The organism is uncultured Pelagimonas sp., from assembly GCF_947498515.1.
Lineage (GTDB): Bacteria > Pseudomonadota > Alphaproteobacteria > Rhodobacterales > Rhodobacteraceae > Pelagimonas.
Genome location: NZ_CANMKO010000003.1, coordinates 300,465 through 318,856 on the forward strand (window position 1 = coordinate 300,465; position 18,392 = coordinate 318,856).

At 55.0% G+C, this 18,392-nt stretch carries 15 protein-coding genes; 8 read left to right on the forward strand and 7 right to left on the reverse strand.

Translation table 11 applies throughout. The annotated features are described in order from the left end of the window. Positions 1-49: 49 nt before the first annotated feature. The 3 genes from Q1A43_RS07830 to Q1A43_RS07840 all read left to right on the forward strand — a co-directional run bounded on the left by Q1A43_RS07830 (position 50) and on the right by Q1A43_RS07840 (position 3,829). Complete coding sequence (locus tag Q1A43_RS07830) at positions 50-988, forward strand: TRAP transporter small permease subunit (RefSeq protein WP_299928334.1); 939 nt, start codon at positions 50-52, stop codon at positions 986-988. A 14-nt stretch (positions 989-1,002) separates the two neighbouring features. Next, the gene (locus Q1A43_RS07835; protein WP_299933955.1) at positions 1,003-3,357 is read left to right on the forward strand and encodes a TRAP transporter large permease subunit; all 2,355 of its coding nucleotides are present in this window, start codon (positions 1,003-1,005) and stop codon (positions 3,355-3,357) included. Positions 3,358-3,541: 184 nt separating this feature from the next. After that, entirely contained in the window at positions 3,542-3,829 is a 288-nt protein-coding gene (locus Q1A43_RS07840; RefSeq protein WP_299933957.1) for a hypothetical protein, read from the forward strand. 7 nt (positions 3,830-3,836) lie between these two features. Here the strand turns inward: Q1A43_RS07840 and Q1A43_RS07845 are convergent, their stop codons facing one another. The 5 genes from Q1A43_RS07845 to Q1A43_RS07865 all read right to left on the reverse strand — a co-directional run bounded on the left by Q1A43_RS07845 (position 3,837) and on the right by Q1A43_RS07865 (position 12,096). Beyond that, a complete protein-coding gene (locus Q1A43_RS07845) occupies positions 3,837-4,658 on the reverse strand; it encodes an arginyltransferase (RefSeq protein ID WP_299928325.1) in 822 nt (273 codons plus the stop codon). 161 nt (positions 4,659-4,819) lie between these two features. Continuing rightward, a complete protein-coding gene (locus tag Q1A43_RS07850; RefSeq protein WP_299928322.1) occupies positions 4,820-5,263 on the reverse strand; it encodes an RDD family protein in 444 nt (147 codons plus the stop codon). Between the two features lie 72 nt (positions 5,264-5,335). After that, entirely contained in the window at positions 5,336-5,767 is a 432-nt protein-coding gene (locus Q1A43_RS07855; RefSeq protein ID WP_299933959.1) for a DUF2852 domain-containing protein, read from the reverse strand. 1,128 nt (positions 5,768-6,895) lie between these two features. Further along, positions 6,896-10,735: a calcium-binding protein gene (locus Q1A43_RS07860; RefSeq protein ID WP_299933961.1), complete on the reverse strand. Its 3,840-nt coding sequence runs from the start codon at positions 10,733-10,735 to the stop codon at positions 6,896-6,898. A gap of 554 nt (positions 10,736-11,289) precedes the next feature. Then, entirely contained in the window at positions 11,290-12,096 is an 807-nt protein-coding gene (locus tag Q1A43_RS07865; RefSeq protein WP_299933963.1) for a M90 family metallopeptidase, read from the reverse strand. A gap of 443 nt (positions 12,097-12,539) precedes the next feature. On the opposite strand from Q1A43_RS07865, the gene Q1A43_RS07870 reads away from it, so the two are divergent. From Q1A43_RS07870 to Q1A43_RS07890, 5 genes are all read left to right on the forward strand, one after another. Continuing rightward, entirely contained in the window at positions 12,540-12,740 is a 201-nt protein-coding gene (locus tag Q1A43_RS07870) for a hypothetical protein (RefSeq protein ID WP_299933965.1), read from the forward strand. An 86-nt stretch (positions 12,741-12,826) separates the two neighbouring features. Continuing rightward, positions 12,827-13,258, forward strand: a complete 432-nt coding sequence (locus Q1A43_RS07875) for a cytochrome c (RefSeq protein WP_299933967.1) — start codon at positions 12,827-12,829, stop codon at positions 13,256-13,258. Between the two features lie 15 nt (positions 13,259-13,273). Further along, the gene (locus Q1A43_RS07880) at positions 13,274-13,720 is read left to right on the forward strand and encodes a cytochrome c (RefSeq protein ID WP_299933969.1); all 447 of its coding nucleotides are present in this window, start codon (positions 13,274-13,276) and stop codon (positions 13,718-13,720) included. Further along, the gene (locus Q1A43_RS07885; protein ID WP_299933971.1) at positions 13,717-15,021 is read left to right on the forward strand and encodes a multicopper oxidase family protein; all 1,305 of its coding nucleotides are present in this window, start codon (positions 13,717-13,719) and stop codon (positions 15,019-15,021) included. The genes Q1A43_RS07880 and Q1A43_RS07885 overlap by 4 nt, the downstream gene beginning before the upstream one ends. A 152-nt stretch (positions 15,022-15,173) precedes the next feature. Beyond that, a complete protein-coding gene (locus tag Q1A43_RS07890) occupies positions 15,174-15,314 on the forward strand; it encodes a hypothetical protein (RefSeq protein ID WP_299933973.1) in 141 nt (46 codons plus the stop codon). A gap of 307 nt (positions 15,315-15,621) precedes the next feature. On the opposite strand, the gene Q1A43_RS07895 is transcribed toward Q1A43_RS07890, so the two are convergent. Together Q1A43_RS07895 and Q1A43_RS07900 are read right to left on the reverse strand one after the other, a co-directional pair. Further along, positions 15,622-16,962 carry a serine hydrolase gene (locus tag Q1A43_RS07895; RefSeq protein ID WP_299933975.1) on the reverse strand — a complete coding sequence of 447 codons (1,341 nt, stop codon included), beginning with the start codon at positions 16,960-16,962 and terminating at the stop codon, positions 15,622-15,624. Next, positions 16,943-18,316 carry an alginate export family protein gene (locus tag Q1A43_RS07900; RefSeq protein ID WP_299933977.1) on the reverse strand — a complete coding sequence of 458 codons (1,374 nt, stop codon included), beginning with the start codon at positions 18,314-18,316 and terminating at the stop codon, positions 16,943-16,945. Before Q1A43_RS07900 ends, Q1A43_RS07895 begins: the two co-directional genes overlap by 20 nt. Between the last annotated feature and the right edge of the window lie 76 nt (positions 18,317-18,392).

Here is an 18,392-nt window from a genome sequence, read left to right on the forward strand (position 1 = left end):
GACCCGACGCAAGAGATACACCCGGTCGAGCGGGCTAAGGGGGACAATCATGGAAGAATCTGGCGCAGGCGGCCTTGGGGCTGCTATTGGCGCCATTGGCGATGGGCTCATCTGGACCTTTCAAAACATCGCCATGGCGTTTTACAATTTCGGATACGCGGTGACGCATCCGCAGCTTTGGCTGGATTGGAGCAACAAAGAAGCGGTGATGCGCTTTGTCTATTACGGTGGCTCCGTCGAATTCTTCTTTGTTTGTATCACGGTTTTTCTAGTCATCTTTGCGGTTGGTCTTTGGCGCAACACCTTCTTGTGGGGCGTCGTGCGCTTGCTGGAAGGTTTTGCCAATACCGTAGGTCGTTTCGCGGCTTGGGCTGGCCTTTTGATGGTGCTGCAGCAGGTTGTTATCGTCTTTATGCAGCGGATCTTTACCCGGCCTGACATTGTGTTTGGCTTTGGTGTGCCGCTGCAATTTGACATCTCTTGGTATGCCGAAGAACTGAAGCTTTATAACGCTATCGTTGTGGCGCTGTGCTTGACCTACACCTTTGTTCAGGGTGGTCATGTTCGCGTGGACCTCGTCTATTCCGCCGTAAGCTACCGAGCCAAACGCATCATCGACATGTTTGGCTCGCTCTTCTTCATGATCCCAATGGCGACGTTGATCTGGATGTACTCATGGTACTTCATGTGGCGTCATCTGATCACACCGAAACCCGCCGCGTCCAACACGCTGGAACTTTTGATGAAAAAGTCCAAGCTGATGAAATGGAACGTGGAAACCATCGGGTTTAGCCCCAACGGATTTAACGGCTACTTTCTGTTCAAGATCCTGATGGTCATCATGGTTGGCATGATCTTCATTCAGGCTTGGTGCTTCTTCTACCGTTCTTATCTGGAATGGAAAGAAGGCCCCGAATCCGAAGCGAAATACTTTGACAAAGATGTGCTGGAAGAGGGCGAAGAGCCCTACGACCACGCAGAATTCTGAGAGGCTGACACACCATGTTGTTTGGACTTGATGGCGTCGAGATCGGCCTGATCATCGTCTTTCTGACGCTCTTTTCCGCGATCCTTTCCGGCTTTCCGGTGGCCTTTGCCATCGGTGGGGCAGGGATCATTTCCTTTGGCATTATCGCCGCTCTTGATAGCGCCGGTTTGCTAATTCATCATGCAATTGACACGGGCTCAGACGCCTATAATGCATTGGTTGCCAGTGGGATTGCCCCCGAGAAAATCTCGGTGTTCCGAAATCCCGACTTGCCGACCGAAGCGCATTCTGTTTTCCCACGCGGCTGGGAATATGCGCTTGATCGCAACGTGTCCTTTATTGTGAACCGCATCAACGAGCGTGTGATTGCCGGTCAGTCCATCGAAACTCTTCTGGCGGTTTTGATGTTTGTTCTGATGGGGATCGTTCTTGAACGTTCCAAAATCGCAAACGATCTACTGACAACCATGGCGCGCGTCTTTGGCCCGCTGCCCGGTGGTCTGGCCGTGTCGATCGTTGTGGTTGGCGCTTTCCTTGCCGCTTCAACCGGTATTGTTGGGGCGACTGTTGTCACCATGGGTTTGCTGGCGTTGCCGACCATGTTGCGCAACAACTATTCGCCCGAATTGGCGACCGGTGTCATTGCGGCGTCCGGTACCTTGGGACAGATCATTCCACCCTCGATCGTGATTGTTCTGCTCGGCACCTTGGCTGGTGACCTCTACTCTGCAGCGCAAGAAACACGTGCGGTCGAAGCGGGTTGTACCGATGCTCTGACCTATCTGGGGCAGCCTGCGGTTGTTTCGGTTGGGACCTTGTTCCAAGCGGCATTGGTGCCCGGTGTGATGCTGGCGGGTCTTTATGCGGCCTATGCCTTTGGTTTTGCTATGCTGAACCCGTCCAAAGCCCCGGCTGTTGCCCTTGGCGACGGTGGTGGTGAGCCGGTCACACGTGGCGAAGCCTTCACTTGGTACTTGGGTGTTCCGGTGGCTTTGATTGCTGGGGCCATCCTTGGTGCACAAGTGGGCCTCGTGGGTGAACAATCGACACGCGTCGATAGCTTTACCGACATCGGCCAATCGGCCAGCCTTCGAACCAATGTTTCCGAAACATGTCAGGCCTCGATGATCGAACTGCATGGTCAAGAAGCCTGGGATGCGGCCATTGCCGAACAGACCAAGATCGAAGCCTCGGGGGGTGTGCAAGAAAGCCGCCGCTTGTCCGAAGAAGAGATCGTGGATTTGCGCGCTGAGAAAGTGGCCAATGCTGCGCCTATCGGGACTGGTATCATGATCCTGACGGTTATCATGGGGTTGATCCTTGCGATTGCCCGTGGTGTGTCACCGTCTTCTGATCCTGTGCCTTTGTTGATTGGGGCCGGTGGTTTGGTGCTTGGTCTGTTGGTTGACACGGTCTTGATTTCGCCGGCGACCTCGTCTGGCTGGACCGTGATTTACATGCTGATCCCTTGGGCGCTGTCGCTTTATGGCTGCAAGTTTGCCGTTGTGCGTCTATCCAAGAATGAGCTTTTGCGTGTTGTCTTCCCACCGCTGGTTCTGATCGTTGCTGTTCTTGGCTCGATCCTTGGCGGGATCACCAACCCAACACCTGCGGCGGCGCTTGGCGCGGCTGGGGCGATCATGTTGGCGGCCTACCGCAAACTGGCCGAGCAGGACAGATCACCAAAGATCATCTTGAACTCGACCTTGGCGGTTCTTGTGATGATCCTGATCGGGGTAAACTTCGATCTGCGTATCAACACCTCTGAAGTCAGCTTTGAGAGCTGGGTGGCATTCTTCTTTGCTTATGCGGCCTATCTTTACGCGTTGTTTGGTCTGCTGTTCAGCTGTTGGATCTTGTACAAAGCTGGGGTTCTAAGCCCGGCGGTACGGGAAACGGCGAAAGTGACCAGCATGGTCTTTACCATCCTGATCGCGTCCCAGCTGTTGAACCTTGTGGTGATCTCCTTTGGTGGCGAACATTACATCCAGCAGTTCCTCAAGAGCTTTGACGATGTCCGCACCGTCTTCTTGATCGTGATGCTTGTCCTGTTCATCTTGGGATTTGTTCTCGACTTCCTCGAGATCATTTACATCGTGGTTCCGATTGTTGGTCCGGTCATCTATGGCGCACATTTCGATCCGAAATGGGTGACCATCATGATTGCGGTGAACCTGCAAACCTCGTTCCTGACACCGCCCTTTGGATTTGCGCTGTTCTACCTGCGCGGTGTTGCTCCGAAAGAGGTCACGACCGGCCACATCTATCGTGGTGTGATCCCGTTTGTCTTGATCCAGGTGGTTGGCTTGGCGATCTTGTGGTTCTTCCCATCGATCGTGACCATTGTGCCGGATCTGATGTCAAACTGATCTTTGAGTAAAATCAAATAGAAAGGGCCGCCTGATTGGGCGGCCCTTTTTTCTTTGCCTCGATAATGCCTTTAAATCGTACCACCCGCGCCGCAGGCCTTACGTTAACGAACCGTAAACAACCCCCAACCTGCAAACAATCAGACGTTGATCACGCATCAGTAGATTAAAAGGAATGCAGAAAATGGCCGGAACTCGGATTGAAGCACTCAGCCGGATGGATGTTCAAAGTGGCATTCAAAGGGATCTGTTTGCAAAAGCGGATGAACAAATGGCGCGCCATCGCGCGAACAAGGCCTCGGCCTCACAATCCCACATGCATAGGCGCGGGTTGCAATACGCTCATTCCGGGTTTCACATTGCCGAAGACGAAGGCCAATTCCTAAGCCCAATCACCCGATTGGTCGTTCTGGCGCTGGTTGCGGTTTTGCTGTCGCCCGTTGCCTCTGCCTTTTGGGGCTCGGTTCTTTGAGCGACTTCTAGACTGACTGACTGCGACCATCCGGGAAGGAAATATTTGCGACTTGTTCCGCAATAGGGTCGTTTGACAACGGATGCAGATCGTCTTCATAGGCTTCGGGATCACCAAGGCGTTCCCAACCGCCATTGCGATAGATTTCCAGCGCATCAAACTGGGCTTTGTAGCCCATCTTGTCGCTGCCCGGCACCCAATAGCCAAGATAGACATAGGGTAGACCCGCGGCGCGCGCGATGTCGATATGGTCCAAAATCATCCAAGTGCCAAGGCTGGCACGGGTATGAGCCGGATCATAAAAGGAATAAACCATCGACAGGCCATCATCGAACATATCGGTCAAACAGGTGGCCGCCAATGTGCCGGTCTCACGGTCAATATATTCAATAACGCGCGAGCGGATCGGTGTTTCTTCGATCATCGCGGCAAATTCAAAAATATCCATATCCGCCATACCGCCATCGGCATGGCGATTGTCGAGATAGCTCCGGAACAATTCGTATTGTTCGTCTGTGGCCCATGGGCTTGTGGCGCGGCGCTCAAACTGGGCATTGCGTTTTAACAGACGCCGTTGCGAGCGGGACGGTTTGAAATCATCAACCACGATCCGCGCCGACATACAAGCCGAGCAATCCGAACAGGATGGGCGATACAACACGTTTTGCGACCGCCGAAACCCTTGCTTGGATAGGCTATCATTCAAAACCTGTGCCTGATCGCCTTGCAGGGCGGTGAACAGCTTTCTCTCCATCCGATCCTCAAGATAGGGACAGGGTTGGGGGGCCGTTACATAGAACTGTGGGGCGAGAGGTAGCGAATGGCGCATCTGTTTCCGTTAACCGATAAGACTTTAACAAAACGGTAACAATATTTTTGCGCAGCTCCAACCCCCCGAAATTGAGGAGGCCCCGGAATCCGGGACCTTTCTTTGGTTTGGGTTAATATCGCTATAGTAGTGGCAGTTTCTTGCCACAACCTAAGTAGCGCTTAGGCACGCAGGTTAAGAGCAGTGGTGCCCATGAACATATCGGTCAGGCTTTGACCGCGTTCGCTTGTCAGCATCAAGAAGATCGAAATGATCTGCAAAATCACCGTCGACATGGTCAGTGAGTAGCCCACCGTGTGAAACAGGGCCTGTTGCCCGTCTAAGCGGCGGCCATAGGCGTCACGCAATTCGATGGCCATTAGGCGCATACCCCATGTTGCCGACCCACCAGAGATCGTGAACCAACGGTACAAAAAGCCGACAACCATAAAGAACACCGGGATCATAAAGAGCCCAACAATGGTAAACAGGGCCAGCGGCAGGGAAATCGCAATAATCACAGCACTGTCGATGAACCAGGCAATGCCGCGTTTAAAGGCGACGCCGTCATAGAATTCGGCCTGACGATGGGGGTCGGGCAGATGGGACAGCGGCTCGGAATACATTTTGGGCTCCTTTGATAAAGGACCGGCCCCGAGGGAAAGGGCCGGTTGATGTTGGTTACTGATAGTATGCAATTAGGCGTCTTCGGTTGCCATAGCTTCTTTTGCACGTGTTTCGCGGTCGTCCATGAACTGGTCAAACTCAGTTTTGTCTTTGGCTTCACGCAGACGCTCAAGGAAGGCCTCAAATGCGTCCTGTTCGTCTTGCAGGCGCTGAAGTGTGTCAGCTTTGTAAGCGTCAAACGCGGTGTTGCCGCTTGGCTTCATGGCCGACCATGCGGTGCGACGGGCGGCGCGGTGGGATGAGTGACGGCAGGATTTCGAGAACATGCGTTTGCTCCAGATCATATATGCAAGAAGGGCGAGGCCAACGGGCCAGAAGAAGATAAAGCCAAGAACCATGGCTGCAATCCACGCGCCTTTACCGCGCTGATCGAGCCATGCCTCGCTTTTAGAGATCCAACCAGCATTGGCGGGAACGTCAGCGGAATAAGTGGCGGTGGTCATTTGTGTCTCCGTTCTGTGTGTATGTGAATGTCTTTCACATTGAAGAGATCGGGACGTGAGGCCGGGTTTTCAAGAGAGGATGTGAATGTTTTTTACATTTTCTTGAATTATTGTTCTTTATCAGATGGATGGTGTCAATTTATGTGCTTGTGGCGCGACAAGGGTATTTGCACAGAAAGACAGAGATAATTGCAGAAAACTGTTTTTTGGGTACTTGAGACGGCTCTGACTGTTTGGCAAGCAATAGTAGCGATGGCGATGTTTTGACCCGTCCCCAGACCTGCCTCGATGTAGTACTGGTCCGAGCCTAGGGTAGGAGCAAGGTCACTACTTTTGCGACAAAGATGTTTGCAAAACCTAACACAGCTACGTTGAAGGCGTTCAAATAATTTCGAACGACGGCTGTTTGAACGGTCTTCGAACAGTGTTGCAATGAACGGATCTCTATCTAAACACACCGCATCAACGGCATCGGACGGCTACAGTATCGCAGGGATGTAACCTACGACAGGTATGTCCGGCTTGACAGAGAAGCGCTTGAGCGGCTTCCAATGGCGGTGCCGCTGGAAGGGGACGCAGGGCTAACTGGGGTCAGCTGGCAGCACTTCCATGTCATTGAAGCAAGTGCAGCATGGGAGGGCGGGAACCAGACCTTAGCTGCGGCTGTGCTGGCTTTAGGCAGGATCAGTGGGAGTAGCCATTCGAAGCTCGATCGGTCAGGACATCAATGCTGCGCAGGGCACCAAGGTCAGGAATGCGCAGATAGCAAGCATTGCAAAGTCGAGTTCATAGATTGATTGGACGGGCATGGTCGGCCCATTCCGGACTTTCGCCCCACCTTCAAGATGCTGCGGTGGCAGCCCGCTTAGGGGACATCCGATGCTTTGGTAAAACCGGGCATCGCTTACCGTCAAAATCATAGGACAACCCAAAGTTTACGGCTCGACCAGTTTCAAGCAGCGCAGATTAGGTATACTGTCGCACCTTGGCGGTCTCAAAACAAGATGGTGGCACTTAGCCTTCGCTGTTTGGGATGGGACCCGGTGTCTGGGCCGCTCTGGTTCAACGTGAATCGACACAGCACCCTAATCCAACCGCGGCGACGGTTTCCCGCCGCTACGCCCTAACTTACAAGATCAAATCGCTCGCCGTCAGCGCGGGCGTGCCGTCTAGATCGATCGAGAAGTCGCTCGCGCTGTCGCCGTCCACGTCGATGTATAACCGTCCAATCGCGCCGTTGTAGCGGACTTCGTTGCCCGCGCCTGTGTAGCTGGCGACAAAGCTGAGCGTCCCGGAAAATCCTGACATATCAATCACATCCACACCGGCGGTGAAGTCGGTGATGGTGTCGCGCGCTGCGCCGTGGATGCTTTGATCTGCGGCACTCCACACAAAGGTATCTGCACCGATGCTGCCGCTTAATTCATCCGTTCCGGTGCCCGCGATCAGACGGTCATCGTCGGCGCCGCCGAACAGGCGATCGTTGCCGCTGCCGCCGTTCAACGTGTCGTTGCCCGCGTTGCCGACCAGCGTGTCGTTGTTGGTTTGTCCGAGCAATTCGTCCGCCCCGTCGCCGCCGCGCATGATGTCGTTGCCGAGGCCACCGGTCATGTAATCGTCATCGTCTTCGCCGTTCATATTGTCGTTGTCGCCGCCGCCGAACATCCGGTCATTGCCGCTGCCGCCCAGCATCGTGTCGTCGCCGTCACCGCCCGACAGCGTGTCCACGCCGCTATCGCCGTCGAGTTCATCCGCGCCCGCGTCGCCGCGCAAGATGTCGTCGCCAAGACCGCCCGCCATAAAGTCGTTGTCGTCGTTGCCGTTCATGTCATCGTTGTCACCGCCGCCGAACAGGCGATCATTGCCGACCCCGCCGGACAGCGTATCGTCCCCGTCACCCCCCGACAGCGTGTCGAGCCCGTCTTGGCCGCGCAGTTCGTCGTTGCCCGCGTTGCCGCGCAGCAGGTCGTTGCCCTCGCCACCATCGACGAAGTCGTTGTCTTCGTTGCCATTTAGCCGGTCGTTGTCGTTGCCGCCGAACAGACGGTCGTCGCCAATGCCGCCGGACAGCGTGTCATCACCCGTGCCGCCTGACAGCGTGTCAAAGCCGGAAGCGCCGATCAATTCGTCGGCACCGCTGTTACCCCGGATCAGGTCATTGCCCAGCCCGCCGTTCAGGAAATCGTTGTCACCTTCGCCGGACATGACATCGTTGTCGTTGCCACCAAACAAGCGATCCTCACCCGTGCCGCCGCGCAACGTGTCGTCACCCGTGCCGCCCGCAATGGTGTCCGCGTCGTTGCCGCCGTCGAGGAAATCGGTCCCCGCGTCGCCGCGCAGCAGGTCAGCACCAACGCCACCCAGCACCGAATCCGCACCGCCCCCGGCGTTGACCGTGTCGTTGCCCGCATTGGCCGTGATCGTGTCGTTGTCGGACCCGCCAAAGATCGTGTCATCCCCATCTGCCGCCGTGATGCTGTCGTTGCCAAGCCCGCCTTCGAGGTGGTCGCCATTGCTGGAGCCTGCAACAAACCCGCCGTCGATGGTGTCGTCGCCTTCGCCGCCACGAATGGTTTGGCTGCCTTCTCCGCCGGTCAAAAGGTCGTTGCCGCCGTTGCCTTCGATGGTGACGTCTCCGGCCCCGTCCGCGTTGATGGTGTCCCCTTGTTCCGAGCCGAGAACAATTTGGATGTTGTTCAACCCGCTGCCAAACCCGCTGACAACGTAATTGCCGCTTATACCCAAAGAATTCACGGTAACACCTGACGTCATCAGCCCCGTGGCATCCAGCGTGTTGATGCCTGCGTCACCTTCAATGAAATCCGCATCGTCATCTTGCAAAACAAAGACGTCATTGCCATTCCCGCCGGAGAGCTCGTCAAAACCGCCCCCACCCGTGAGGGTGTCGTTGTTGTCGCCACCATCGATGGTGTCGATGCCATTGCCGCCGCGCAGCAGGTCATTGCCCAAACCGCCCAAAACTGAGTCATCGTTGTCACCCCCGTCAACAGAATCGTCGCCGTCGCCTGCATCAATAGTGTCGTTGCCACCGTTGCCGTTGATCGTGTCGTTGTCGTCGCCGCCGTTGATCGTGTCACCGCCGTTGGCCCCATCAATGCTATCGTTGCCAATCCCGCCTTCGAGCAGGTCACCAATGGCCGAACCAACAAACAACCCACCGTCGATCGTGTCGTCGCCATCACCGCCTTGGATGGTCTGAGCGCCGCCTCCGCCGCGCAGAAAATCGTTGCCACCGTTTCCTTCGATAGTGACGTTGGCGACATTACTAGACGTAATGCTATCGCCCTGTTCCGAGCCAAGGACCACGCTAATTCTATTCATCATACCACTGGAAGTCGTCGTCGAATAAGCTGCCAGGCCATTCAGACCGAGAACCGTCAATCCTGACGTGGTCAGGCCTGTGGCGTCCAATATGTCGGCCCCAATATCTCCGTTAATGTCGTCCAGTTCGTCATCGCCGACGATAAAGACGTCGTTGCCTGCGCCACCATTCAGGCTGTCGCGCCCGGCGCCGCCGGTGATCGTGTCGTCGTTGTCGCCGCCATTGATGGTGTCGATTCCGTCCCCGCCGGACAAAACATCATTGCCTGCGTTGCCCTCGATACTGTCGTTGATGTCGCTGCCGGTAATCGTCTCTGCGTCGCCATTGCCGATGATGTGAACGACGTCATCCGAGTTGAAATCAAAAAAGTTAAACGGCGTCATATCCAGCGTGGTCTGCGTATCCATTTCAATCTGGAGTGTGGCGCTCGCACCTCCCGAACGGTTGAACACGCCGAAACCGTCGGTTCCGTTAGGCCCAGAAAACTGGCCCAACTGCAACGCAGAAAGAATGGCCGTCCGATCAGCACTTAGGCCATTAAAATCAAACGCTTCAAAACCGGTCAGGGAGATGTCGGTGAAATCAAGTAATGTACCACCTACAGTAATTATCAGGTCACTGGTTCCGGTATCATTTGTACCGGCATCCCATTGCGCTCCGGCTGTAATCCCGGCCGCTGAGTTGACCTGAAAAATATCTCTGCCCGCGCCGCCCATGATCGTATCGATCCCGCCGCCCAAGACGACACTATCGCCACCGTCACCAAGATCGATGAAATCGTTCCCGTTTCCGCTGAAAACCGTGTCATTATCCGCACCCGCAAAGACAGTATTGTTGCCGGTGCCCGTGGTAATGATATCGTTCCCGTCGCCACCATGGATCGTGTCGTTGTCCGCACCCCCATTCAGCGTGTCGTTGCCACCGTTGCCGATGATGTAATCATTGCCGGCCTCGCCTAGGATGCTGTCCGCTGATTGCAAGGCGGTGTTTGTATTTGAGTGTCCTGTGACGGATACCGTCATCAGATATGTGGACCCCGCACTGACGACAACGTCATTGAATTGCTCAACCCGCAGATAAACCGTCTGTGCTGATCCAGTGTTGTTGGTCCAGGTCAGTAGGGAATCTCGACCAAGAGTGGCATTTTCGCTGCCGAACCCATCGTTCGGTACGTTGGAATCATCATCACTGTCAGCCAATTGTCCGCCCGAGGCATCAACAAGTTTCAGCTCGGAATCAAAGCTCGGTCCACCGACAGAGCCTTCGGCAAAATCAATATCGGCGATCAGCGTTTCGCCGGCTCCGACCGTCACTTCGAAAAAGTCGAACTGGCCAGATCCTTGGCCCAAAACCGTCGCGTAGGGGACTGTATCATCCGCAAGCAAAGGGTTCTGCTGGGTTGACCAACTCGAGGGGGCATCAATCGACAAGGCCGTCCCGATCGTATTGTTGCCGGCGACCATGTCCGAAAACAAGATGTCGCTGTCACCTATGATCAGATCATTGCCACCGCCGCCCGATATCGTATCGGTCGTTGAGACACTAGCCTCTTCTGCAATGATAATATCGGCGTCTGCTGTACCTGTGGCTGAAGTGACGCTCGTGGTAAGAATGATATTCGCCATGATTTACTCTCAATCAATGTTTCAGCGCGTGCGCGCACAGGTCAGGTTCAAAGTGATTGTCAACGACAAAAAAATCTAGACGGCATCCGCATCAAAAAATCAGGGCAGAACGCTTTAAGGTGTTGGCGCAAATCAAAGCAGAGAAACCAAGGTTTGCCAACGAAAACGCGACATAACTGTTGGTTGCCTCGGGGATAGACCGTCACTTTGCAATCCAAAGAAGTGCGCACCTCCGCACCCCGCAACCCATGGCTGCGTCAGACTTTCATATCAAAATGCGCAACGCCCTATTGGCCAAGGGCTGCGGAACAGTCAGGCACATATACACGCGGACGGCTTTTCTGATCAAAGCCCCTGGCGCGGCGGCCGCAACAAACGCAAAGCGTTTTCCAAGGATCCATCGTAGCATATTTAAGGGCAAGTTTTCTTGCGAATGTCGGCACTTTCGCAACCGCCGCTACGATTGCACGTCCGCAGCTAACGGCAACTCTCCGCCCGTTCTGCAGTTATGCATTGCACAGTAGTAACTCTGCCCGACAGTTGCGTTGATGCATTCACCACGTCACTGGATCTAGCTGGAATAGCATAGACAACTGTTCGTAGACATCCGGCTCTTCGCGCATGAGGGAGGCAGGCTTTTCAAAGAAAACCTCGACGGATACGGCGAAAAATTCTTCGTAGCCTTCTGCGCCATAGGCATCGATCACGGTTGGATGCCCCTTTTGAACAAGCTGAACATGCTTTTTATAGGCCGCTTCGAACACGCGCGCCCAATCCGAAAATTTTTGCGATGGGCCAAGATTAGGCACCCCGTCAGTGCGGCCGCTCAAGTCGTCGATCTGGTGGGCGAACTCATGGAAAACGACGTTGTGACCATCCGTGTCATTTGCCGCTCCTTGTTGGGAATGGGACCAGGACAAGATGACAGGACCGTGCGACCAGCTTTCCCCCGTACGAACGATTTCGCGTTCGATCACGACATAGCCATTATGCTGTGTTTGCTTAGATTTGAACGCACTGGGGTAGACCAGAACGGTCGTCAGATTGTCGTACCAAGTGTCGGTGTTCACGACCAAGAGGCAGGCTTGGGCGGCAATGGAAACTCTCATTTCCTCAGTAATTTCTAGCTCGTTACACCCTGTGAATTGCACTTGGTCCAAAAACCGGTTGATCTTACCTTCCAGTTTTGAACGTAGGTCCATCGGTAACTTGGACGCAATCGGGACCTGTTTTTCAATGATCATGCGTTGATCTTCGGACATGGGTTTTGAAAGAAGGCGTTGCAGGTGCCGGCGGTTTGACCAGTGTTTCGCCATCCAGGCAAATGCGCCCATGGCCAATACAATAAAGAAGACTGTCATCCGTGCGAACCTCTCCCCATATGAAGCGACCGCATGAATACGTTAAAATGAGTGGGGACAAAACCATTTACGGCAAACCTGTCTGGCGCAACTTGTCTGATCACATAGCTTTTCAACTTTTTTTTGACATTCGTATCGGTTGTAAAAGGGACTGCATTCAGTCCAAAGCGGGTATTATTTGCTGCTGATCAGCGTAGGTAGGACTTCTTTTGATCTTGGGACTTAGAAGCTCTTTCGCGCATAAAAGCGCTCCCTTTGCGGCGATTTTTTCTGCGGCACCAGAACAATGTGTCATGTGACGCCTTCGCTTGCACTTAAGTGCTGGAAGGGCCAAGTTGGCACTATGCGGTTCATTGGAAAGATAGCTTGGCTCTTGGCCGTCGTGTCGACACTCCTCTTCGGAGCGTTCGCCATGGCTCCACTTCATGCCAAAGGATCGGTAAATGCGGCGGAGCATTCAATGCCGTGCCCGCCCCCATGCGCTGAACATGGCGATACAACTGATCACGCCGATGGGGCGACTTGTCAGCTTTGTTTGTCCTGTGTCTCGCTACGATACGGCTGTCACACGGGTGATTTCCAACCCGTTGTTGCGAATCTTGATGCGCCGATTCCCAATACACCATTGGTTTATGACCACTTGACCGGATTTGATCCTCCGCCGCCTCGTTTGTGAGAATGAGCGCCCTTTACTGGGCAATCGTTCTTATTAAACTTGAGGAAAAAAAACATGATCAAAACCGTTTTGACTGTCGGTGCGCTTGCCGTTGCCGGGTTCGGTGCTTGGATGATACTTGCGCCGGGATCAAAATCACCAGACCAAGTCAGTACCGATAAGGGCGCGCCGCTTGCTGTCGTCACTGTCCCAGACAGGTTGTCGCCCGAGGCGACGATGGGAAAGAAGGCCTTTGAAACCGTTTGCGTGGATTGTCATGGTGACAATGGCAGCGGACGCAATGGCATGGGGCCGCCGCTGGTTCACAAAATCTATGAACCGTCGCATCATGGCGATGAATCCTTTCAGCGGGCTGTTGCGTTGGGCGTGCGGGCGCATCATTGGCGCTTTGGCGATATGGCTCCGGTTGATGGGTTTACCCGCGCGGATGTTAAAACCATCATCACCTATTTGCGCGAATTGCAACGTGCCAATGGCATTCACTGATCCGGGGGAACCACAATGCAAAAAGCAAAGAAACGAATTGCCGTATTCTTGGTCGCGGCTTGTCTTGGCACGGTCGCCCTTGCGCATGGCGGGGTTAAAAATGCGGCCGTGATGGCGCGGATGGAGGCGATGAAATCGATCGGCGATGCGATGAAGGTCATGGGCAGTATGGCCAAGGGCAAAACCGAGTTTGACGCAGCAACCGCACGGGCGGCGGCGGCTGATGTCGCTCGGTTTGCGGCGCAAACCTCGGCTTTGTTCAAAGCGCCTGAAGATGATCCAAAAACCGAAGCGCTGCCCGCGATCTGGGAACGTTTTGAGGATTTCACCACTAAGGCGCAAGAAACTGAAGCCCTAGCTCGTAGATTGGCGCTAAGCTTAGCAACCAAGGCTGATCTGGGCACCGGTCTGACGCAACTTGGGGCGTCTTGCAAAGCCTGCCACAAGGAGTATCGCAAATGAGCAATCTCACGTTGACCCGCCGATCGGTGTTGGTTTCTGGGGCCGCGGCCTTGATCTTGCCACGTGTCGCTTTGGCTGCGCCCACCGTCTTGCGGGCCGAGCCGGTGGTGGCGCAAATCCTGCCAAAAGGCGATGGCAAAACGGCGATGCTGGGCTTGAACGGCACAACTCCGGGGCCCGAGTTGCGGTTAAAGCAAGGGGAGCGGTTGGAGGTTCGGTTTGAGAACCACATCGGCTCTGACAGCGCGTTGCATTGGCACGGCATCCGCATAGATAATGCCATGGACGGCGTCCCGGGCATGACCCAAGATCCGGTTCCTGATGGCGGGCACTTTGACTATTCCTTTGTGGCTCCGGACGCTGGAACCTTTTGGTATCACTCGCATAGCCGGTCGTGGGAACAGGTCGAACAGGGGCTATATGGCCCGCTAATCGTAGAGGAAGCCGCGCCGCCAAAGGTTGATCACGATGTGACTGTGGTGATCGATGATTGGCGGTTGCAAGAAGACGGCACCCTGATGGGTGGCTTTGGCAATCGCCATGATTTTGCCCATGCCGGCCGAATGGGGAACTTTGCCCGCGCCGTGCCGTCGCGCAACAAGGTGCGCCGGGGGGATCGGCTGCGCTTGCGTTTGATCAACACCGCAACGGCACGAGTCTTTCCTGTGATTATCTCAGGTGGGGCTGGTAAAATCGTTGCCTTAGACGGCATGCCTTTGGCCTCGCCACGCGACATCAAAGAGATCGTTTTGGCCCCGGCGCAGCGCATGGATTTAATCGTCGATGTCACCGACGCTTTGCGATTTGATTTCCCAACCCGAGAGGAACCTTATGAGCTCGGGCGCATCGAGGTCGAGGGCGAAAACCCCAATCCAATCGGTGGTGATATTCTAGCCTTGCCAGCAGCCAATGTAGCCGCTCCCGACACTCCGGTTCACGATTTGACGCTGACCATGCAGGGCGGTGCCATGGGTGGTCGTCATACTGGCGATGATATTTGGGCCTTGAACGGGCATTCGGGCCTGCCCGATACACCCTTTGCATCTTTCAAACGCGGAGAGACGGCGCGTATTCGACTGACCAATGACACCGCTTTCCCACATGGCATGCACTTGCACGGGCATCACTTCTTTGAAGAGACCGAAGGAACACTCGGTGATCTGCGTGACACCACCTTACTAAACCGTAACGAGACCCGCGACATCCTTTGCGTCTTTGACAATCCCGGCAAGTGGTTGTTGCATTGCCACATGCTGGAACATCAGGCGTCGGGCATGAAAACATGGGTGGAAGTGGTATGATGCATGTCGTGTCCGCGGCGATGGTACTGGGATTGCCAGCACAAGCCGAGGCATGAGTTGGAGGGCAAGATTTCGCCGCTGGAGGGGCCCTCTATGCAATACACTATGCGTCGTGCCATGGAAGCGATCTCTAAGGGCAACCCGATCTGCGTGTGGCAGCGGAGAACGGTGTTCTTCCTGCCGTTCCGCATGATGAAACCGGCCATACGTGGCACCATTCCAATGTGCATTTGTGTGACTATACCAAAATGGGGGGCCAAGAGGCGCTCTTTCAGTTGGGTGTGACCGGCTAAACCGGCAGCATTCCTCACTTTTGCGAAACACTATCCTAGGTCGCAACCGGCTCCGATTGTGCAATCCATGCGGCGCAAATGGCGAACTTCTCCGCGCCGCAACCGCCCAAGACCTCCTAAACCGGACCTCGATCTCTCCCGTGCCCAATGCAACAGATGCCTCACGGCGAACCGTTGGCGGTAGAGAAACGAATCCAGACCTTTTGATTGCACAAGGTGGGCCATGTTTCGAGCCACACGGTCATAGGAGAGGAACAAGCTTGTCGCGTCGATCCCGACAGTTGACTGTTCATTCATTTGGCATTGGCTATCGTTCCAAAAGGAACTCTGCCACTGCCTGATAGGCTGGAAGCGAGGTTGGGTCGATGAAACCGTTTTGTGCCTGCGGGAATGAGGCCAGTCGCACAAGCACCATTTCGGCTTTAGGATCAATATAAATAGTTTGACCATGAACTCCTCGTGCTGCGTAGGCACCATGGTCATTGTGGAGCACCCACCACTGACTGGTGTAGCTTCCGGCACCAAAAGTGGGGAAGCCGTCACCAAACTTGGATCGGTCGCCACCCGCGCGGATCTTCTCGACAACTTCCGCTGGGAACAGGCGCTGCCCGTTCAGCACTCCTTCGTTCAGCATTAGTTGACCGAGTCTCCCAAGATCGCGAAGACCGGCGGTTATCCCACCGCCCGCGAACGGCACCCCTTTTCCGTCGACAGTCTGGTAGGCATCCTGTTCGACACCCATCCGGCGCCACAAGCGCTCTGACACAAGTTCAGTCACCGACTTTCCTGACACGCGGCTGATGATCCAGCCCAGCATGTCGGAGTTGATTGTCTTGTAGTGGAACTCATCACCGTGGCGACCCTCGGGTGCAACCTGCTGCAAGTACTCCCAGTAACCGTCTGGGCCGATGTAGCCTTCGGGCTTAGGAAGCGGGCTGGCCGCTGCGGAATAAAGCCATATGTCTGCATTAGGATCGGAGTAGTCCTCGGAAAACGTCACACCCGTGGTCATATCCATTACCTGACGCACAGTGGCTGTGGCAAAGGCGCTATCAGCGATCTCGGGAATGACGTCGCCCACCAGAGCCGCATCATCAAGAGCGCCTTCCACCACCAGGATCTCAGCGAGAAGCCCGGTGATGGACTTGGTCATCGACATGATCGCGTGCTTGCCGTCCTCCTCAAGGCAGCCGAAGTAACGTTCGTAGACAACCACACCCTTGTGGATGATCAAAATCCCGTCCGTGTAGTTGGCGTGAAGCGACTGTTCCCAGGTCATCTCCTTGTCTTTGTTCTGCGGAGTGAAAGTAACCGCGTCTATTTGTTTCTGAAGCTCAGCGAAATCTGGCGGAGACGGGTAGTTTAGCTGCACCGGTACACCAAGGCCGCGACTAATCTCTTCAGTCGGCAGGAATTCCCGTAAGTGGCAGACCGACCAGCGCAGCCGCGGGAAGCTGAAATAGACACTGTCGGGTTGCGTGATGATCTTGTCGGTCTCTGGTGGAAAACCTTGCATCCAGCCCATAACATTTGGGTCTGTTTCTTGTGCAGAGAGTGGCGCGGATTGCGCTCCCGCGCTCGTCGACACTCCAACTGCGGTAATAACCCCTGCGGCAATTGCAAAGAATTCAGTAGTTGACGACGACATTGATAAAACCTCCTGTCCATGGGTCTGCGTTTTCTCCAATGACGTTATCGATCCCCGCACCTGGAAAGGAGACAGAGATTCCGGCCGTCAGAAATGTATTGGGGTTTACGATACGGTTGTATTCAAGAAACAAATCGTCGGCGAGATGCCTGTCAGTGACACCCGACACAATATTCCCATTCACATTCACACGTGTTGCCTGCCCGAACTGGACAGGGCTGTTTAACTCGTTCGCCCGGATATGCGAATATCGAAGCGTCCAAGTGTCCTGCTGCGTCGGCTTGCCCCGAAGCGCCATTGTTAGCGAATTCACGTTAGAATTTATGAAGGTTGACGCGGACTTCGATCCGGTTGCCCAGGCGCTTGGACTACCCTGGTAATAGAGCGGATCGAACCGTTCTAGTTTCGTCGTATTCGGGTCGTCCCCGGAAAAGCTTTGGTACCCTAGGGCGAGGGCCGGCGACCACGGTAAGTCCGTGAAGGAATACTCGGTAGTCACCCGCCCGGCCCAAGCTTCCAAATCAACCCTGTTGTTCCATTGGTACGCGACTTCGCCAGTAAAGGCCCAATTCTTCAAACGACCCGCGAATGGGTTTGTCTTGCCGTATAGGCCGATGGTACGTGTCCCATCCCGAGCGCCAGTTATCACCATGGGGGCACCGATCCCACCTGGAGCGGCCTGCGGGTATGGCGAGGCGGACTTTAGCACGTCTACGTATGTGGCTCCGAAATAGCCGCCTGTCGGATTGTCATAGCGTAAATCGAACCCCGCCAATTCGTTGTTTCCGTCTGTCGAAGGCAATTCGTTCGGAACCAGAAAGAACGCTGTTCCGGTGACATGCCCGAAGGAAAGGCGCCCGATCGCAGCTCTTTCCCAGGCCTTGCGCGGGCCAAGCTTCAATGCGCCCCGCTCGAACCCGCTGGTCGCGCCATTCGCGATCAACATGCCGGTGCCCAGGGTCAGTTCCCGTGGTCCCAGCGAAAGATCGTACGAAATTCCCGCCCCGAGATCACCACGGATGCCGAGGTAGGCTTCCTCAAGCGTCGTCGCACCAGTGTTTCCAGTATCAAAGGCATCGGTCCCCCAAGTGTAGGACGAGACCGCCGAAAGTTTGCCATAGAACACCGCTCCAGTGTTAAGTTGGTACGTGAAGCTGATCCCTGGCTTGATGTAGCCTTCCAACCAGTTTGTGTCAGGGGCAAAGCTGCTGCTGGGTGCGGTTGTCGCTGCGAGGTCCCAGAACAAGTTGCTTTCGGCCACAGCGTTCAGACCAAATTGCAGGTGCCCGCGCACCGTGAGAGCCTCTTGATCATAGATCAGCATTGGATCGCGCTCTTGGGCTGGTGCTGCCATGGCAATGCAGCTAGAGGCGACAAAAAGGCTGAACTTGCATAAGCACGCCAACATCACGTTCACTTCTCAATAAAAC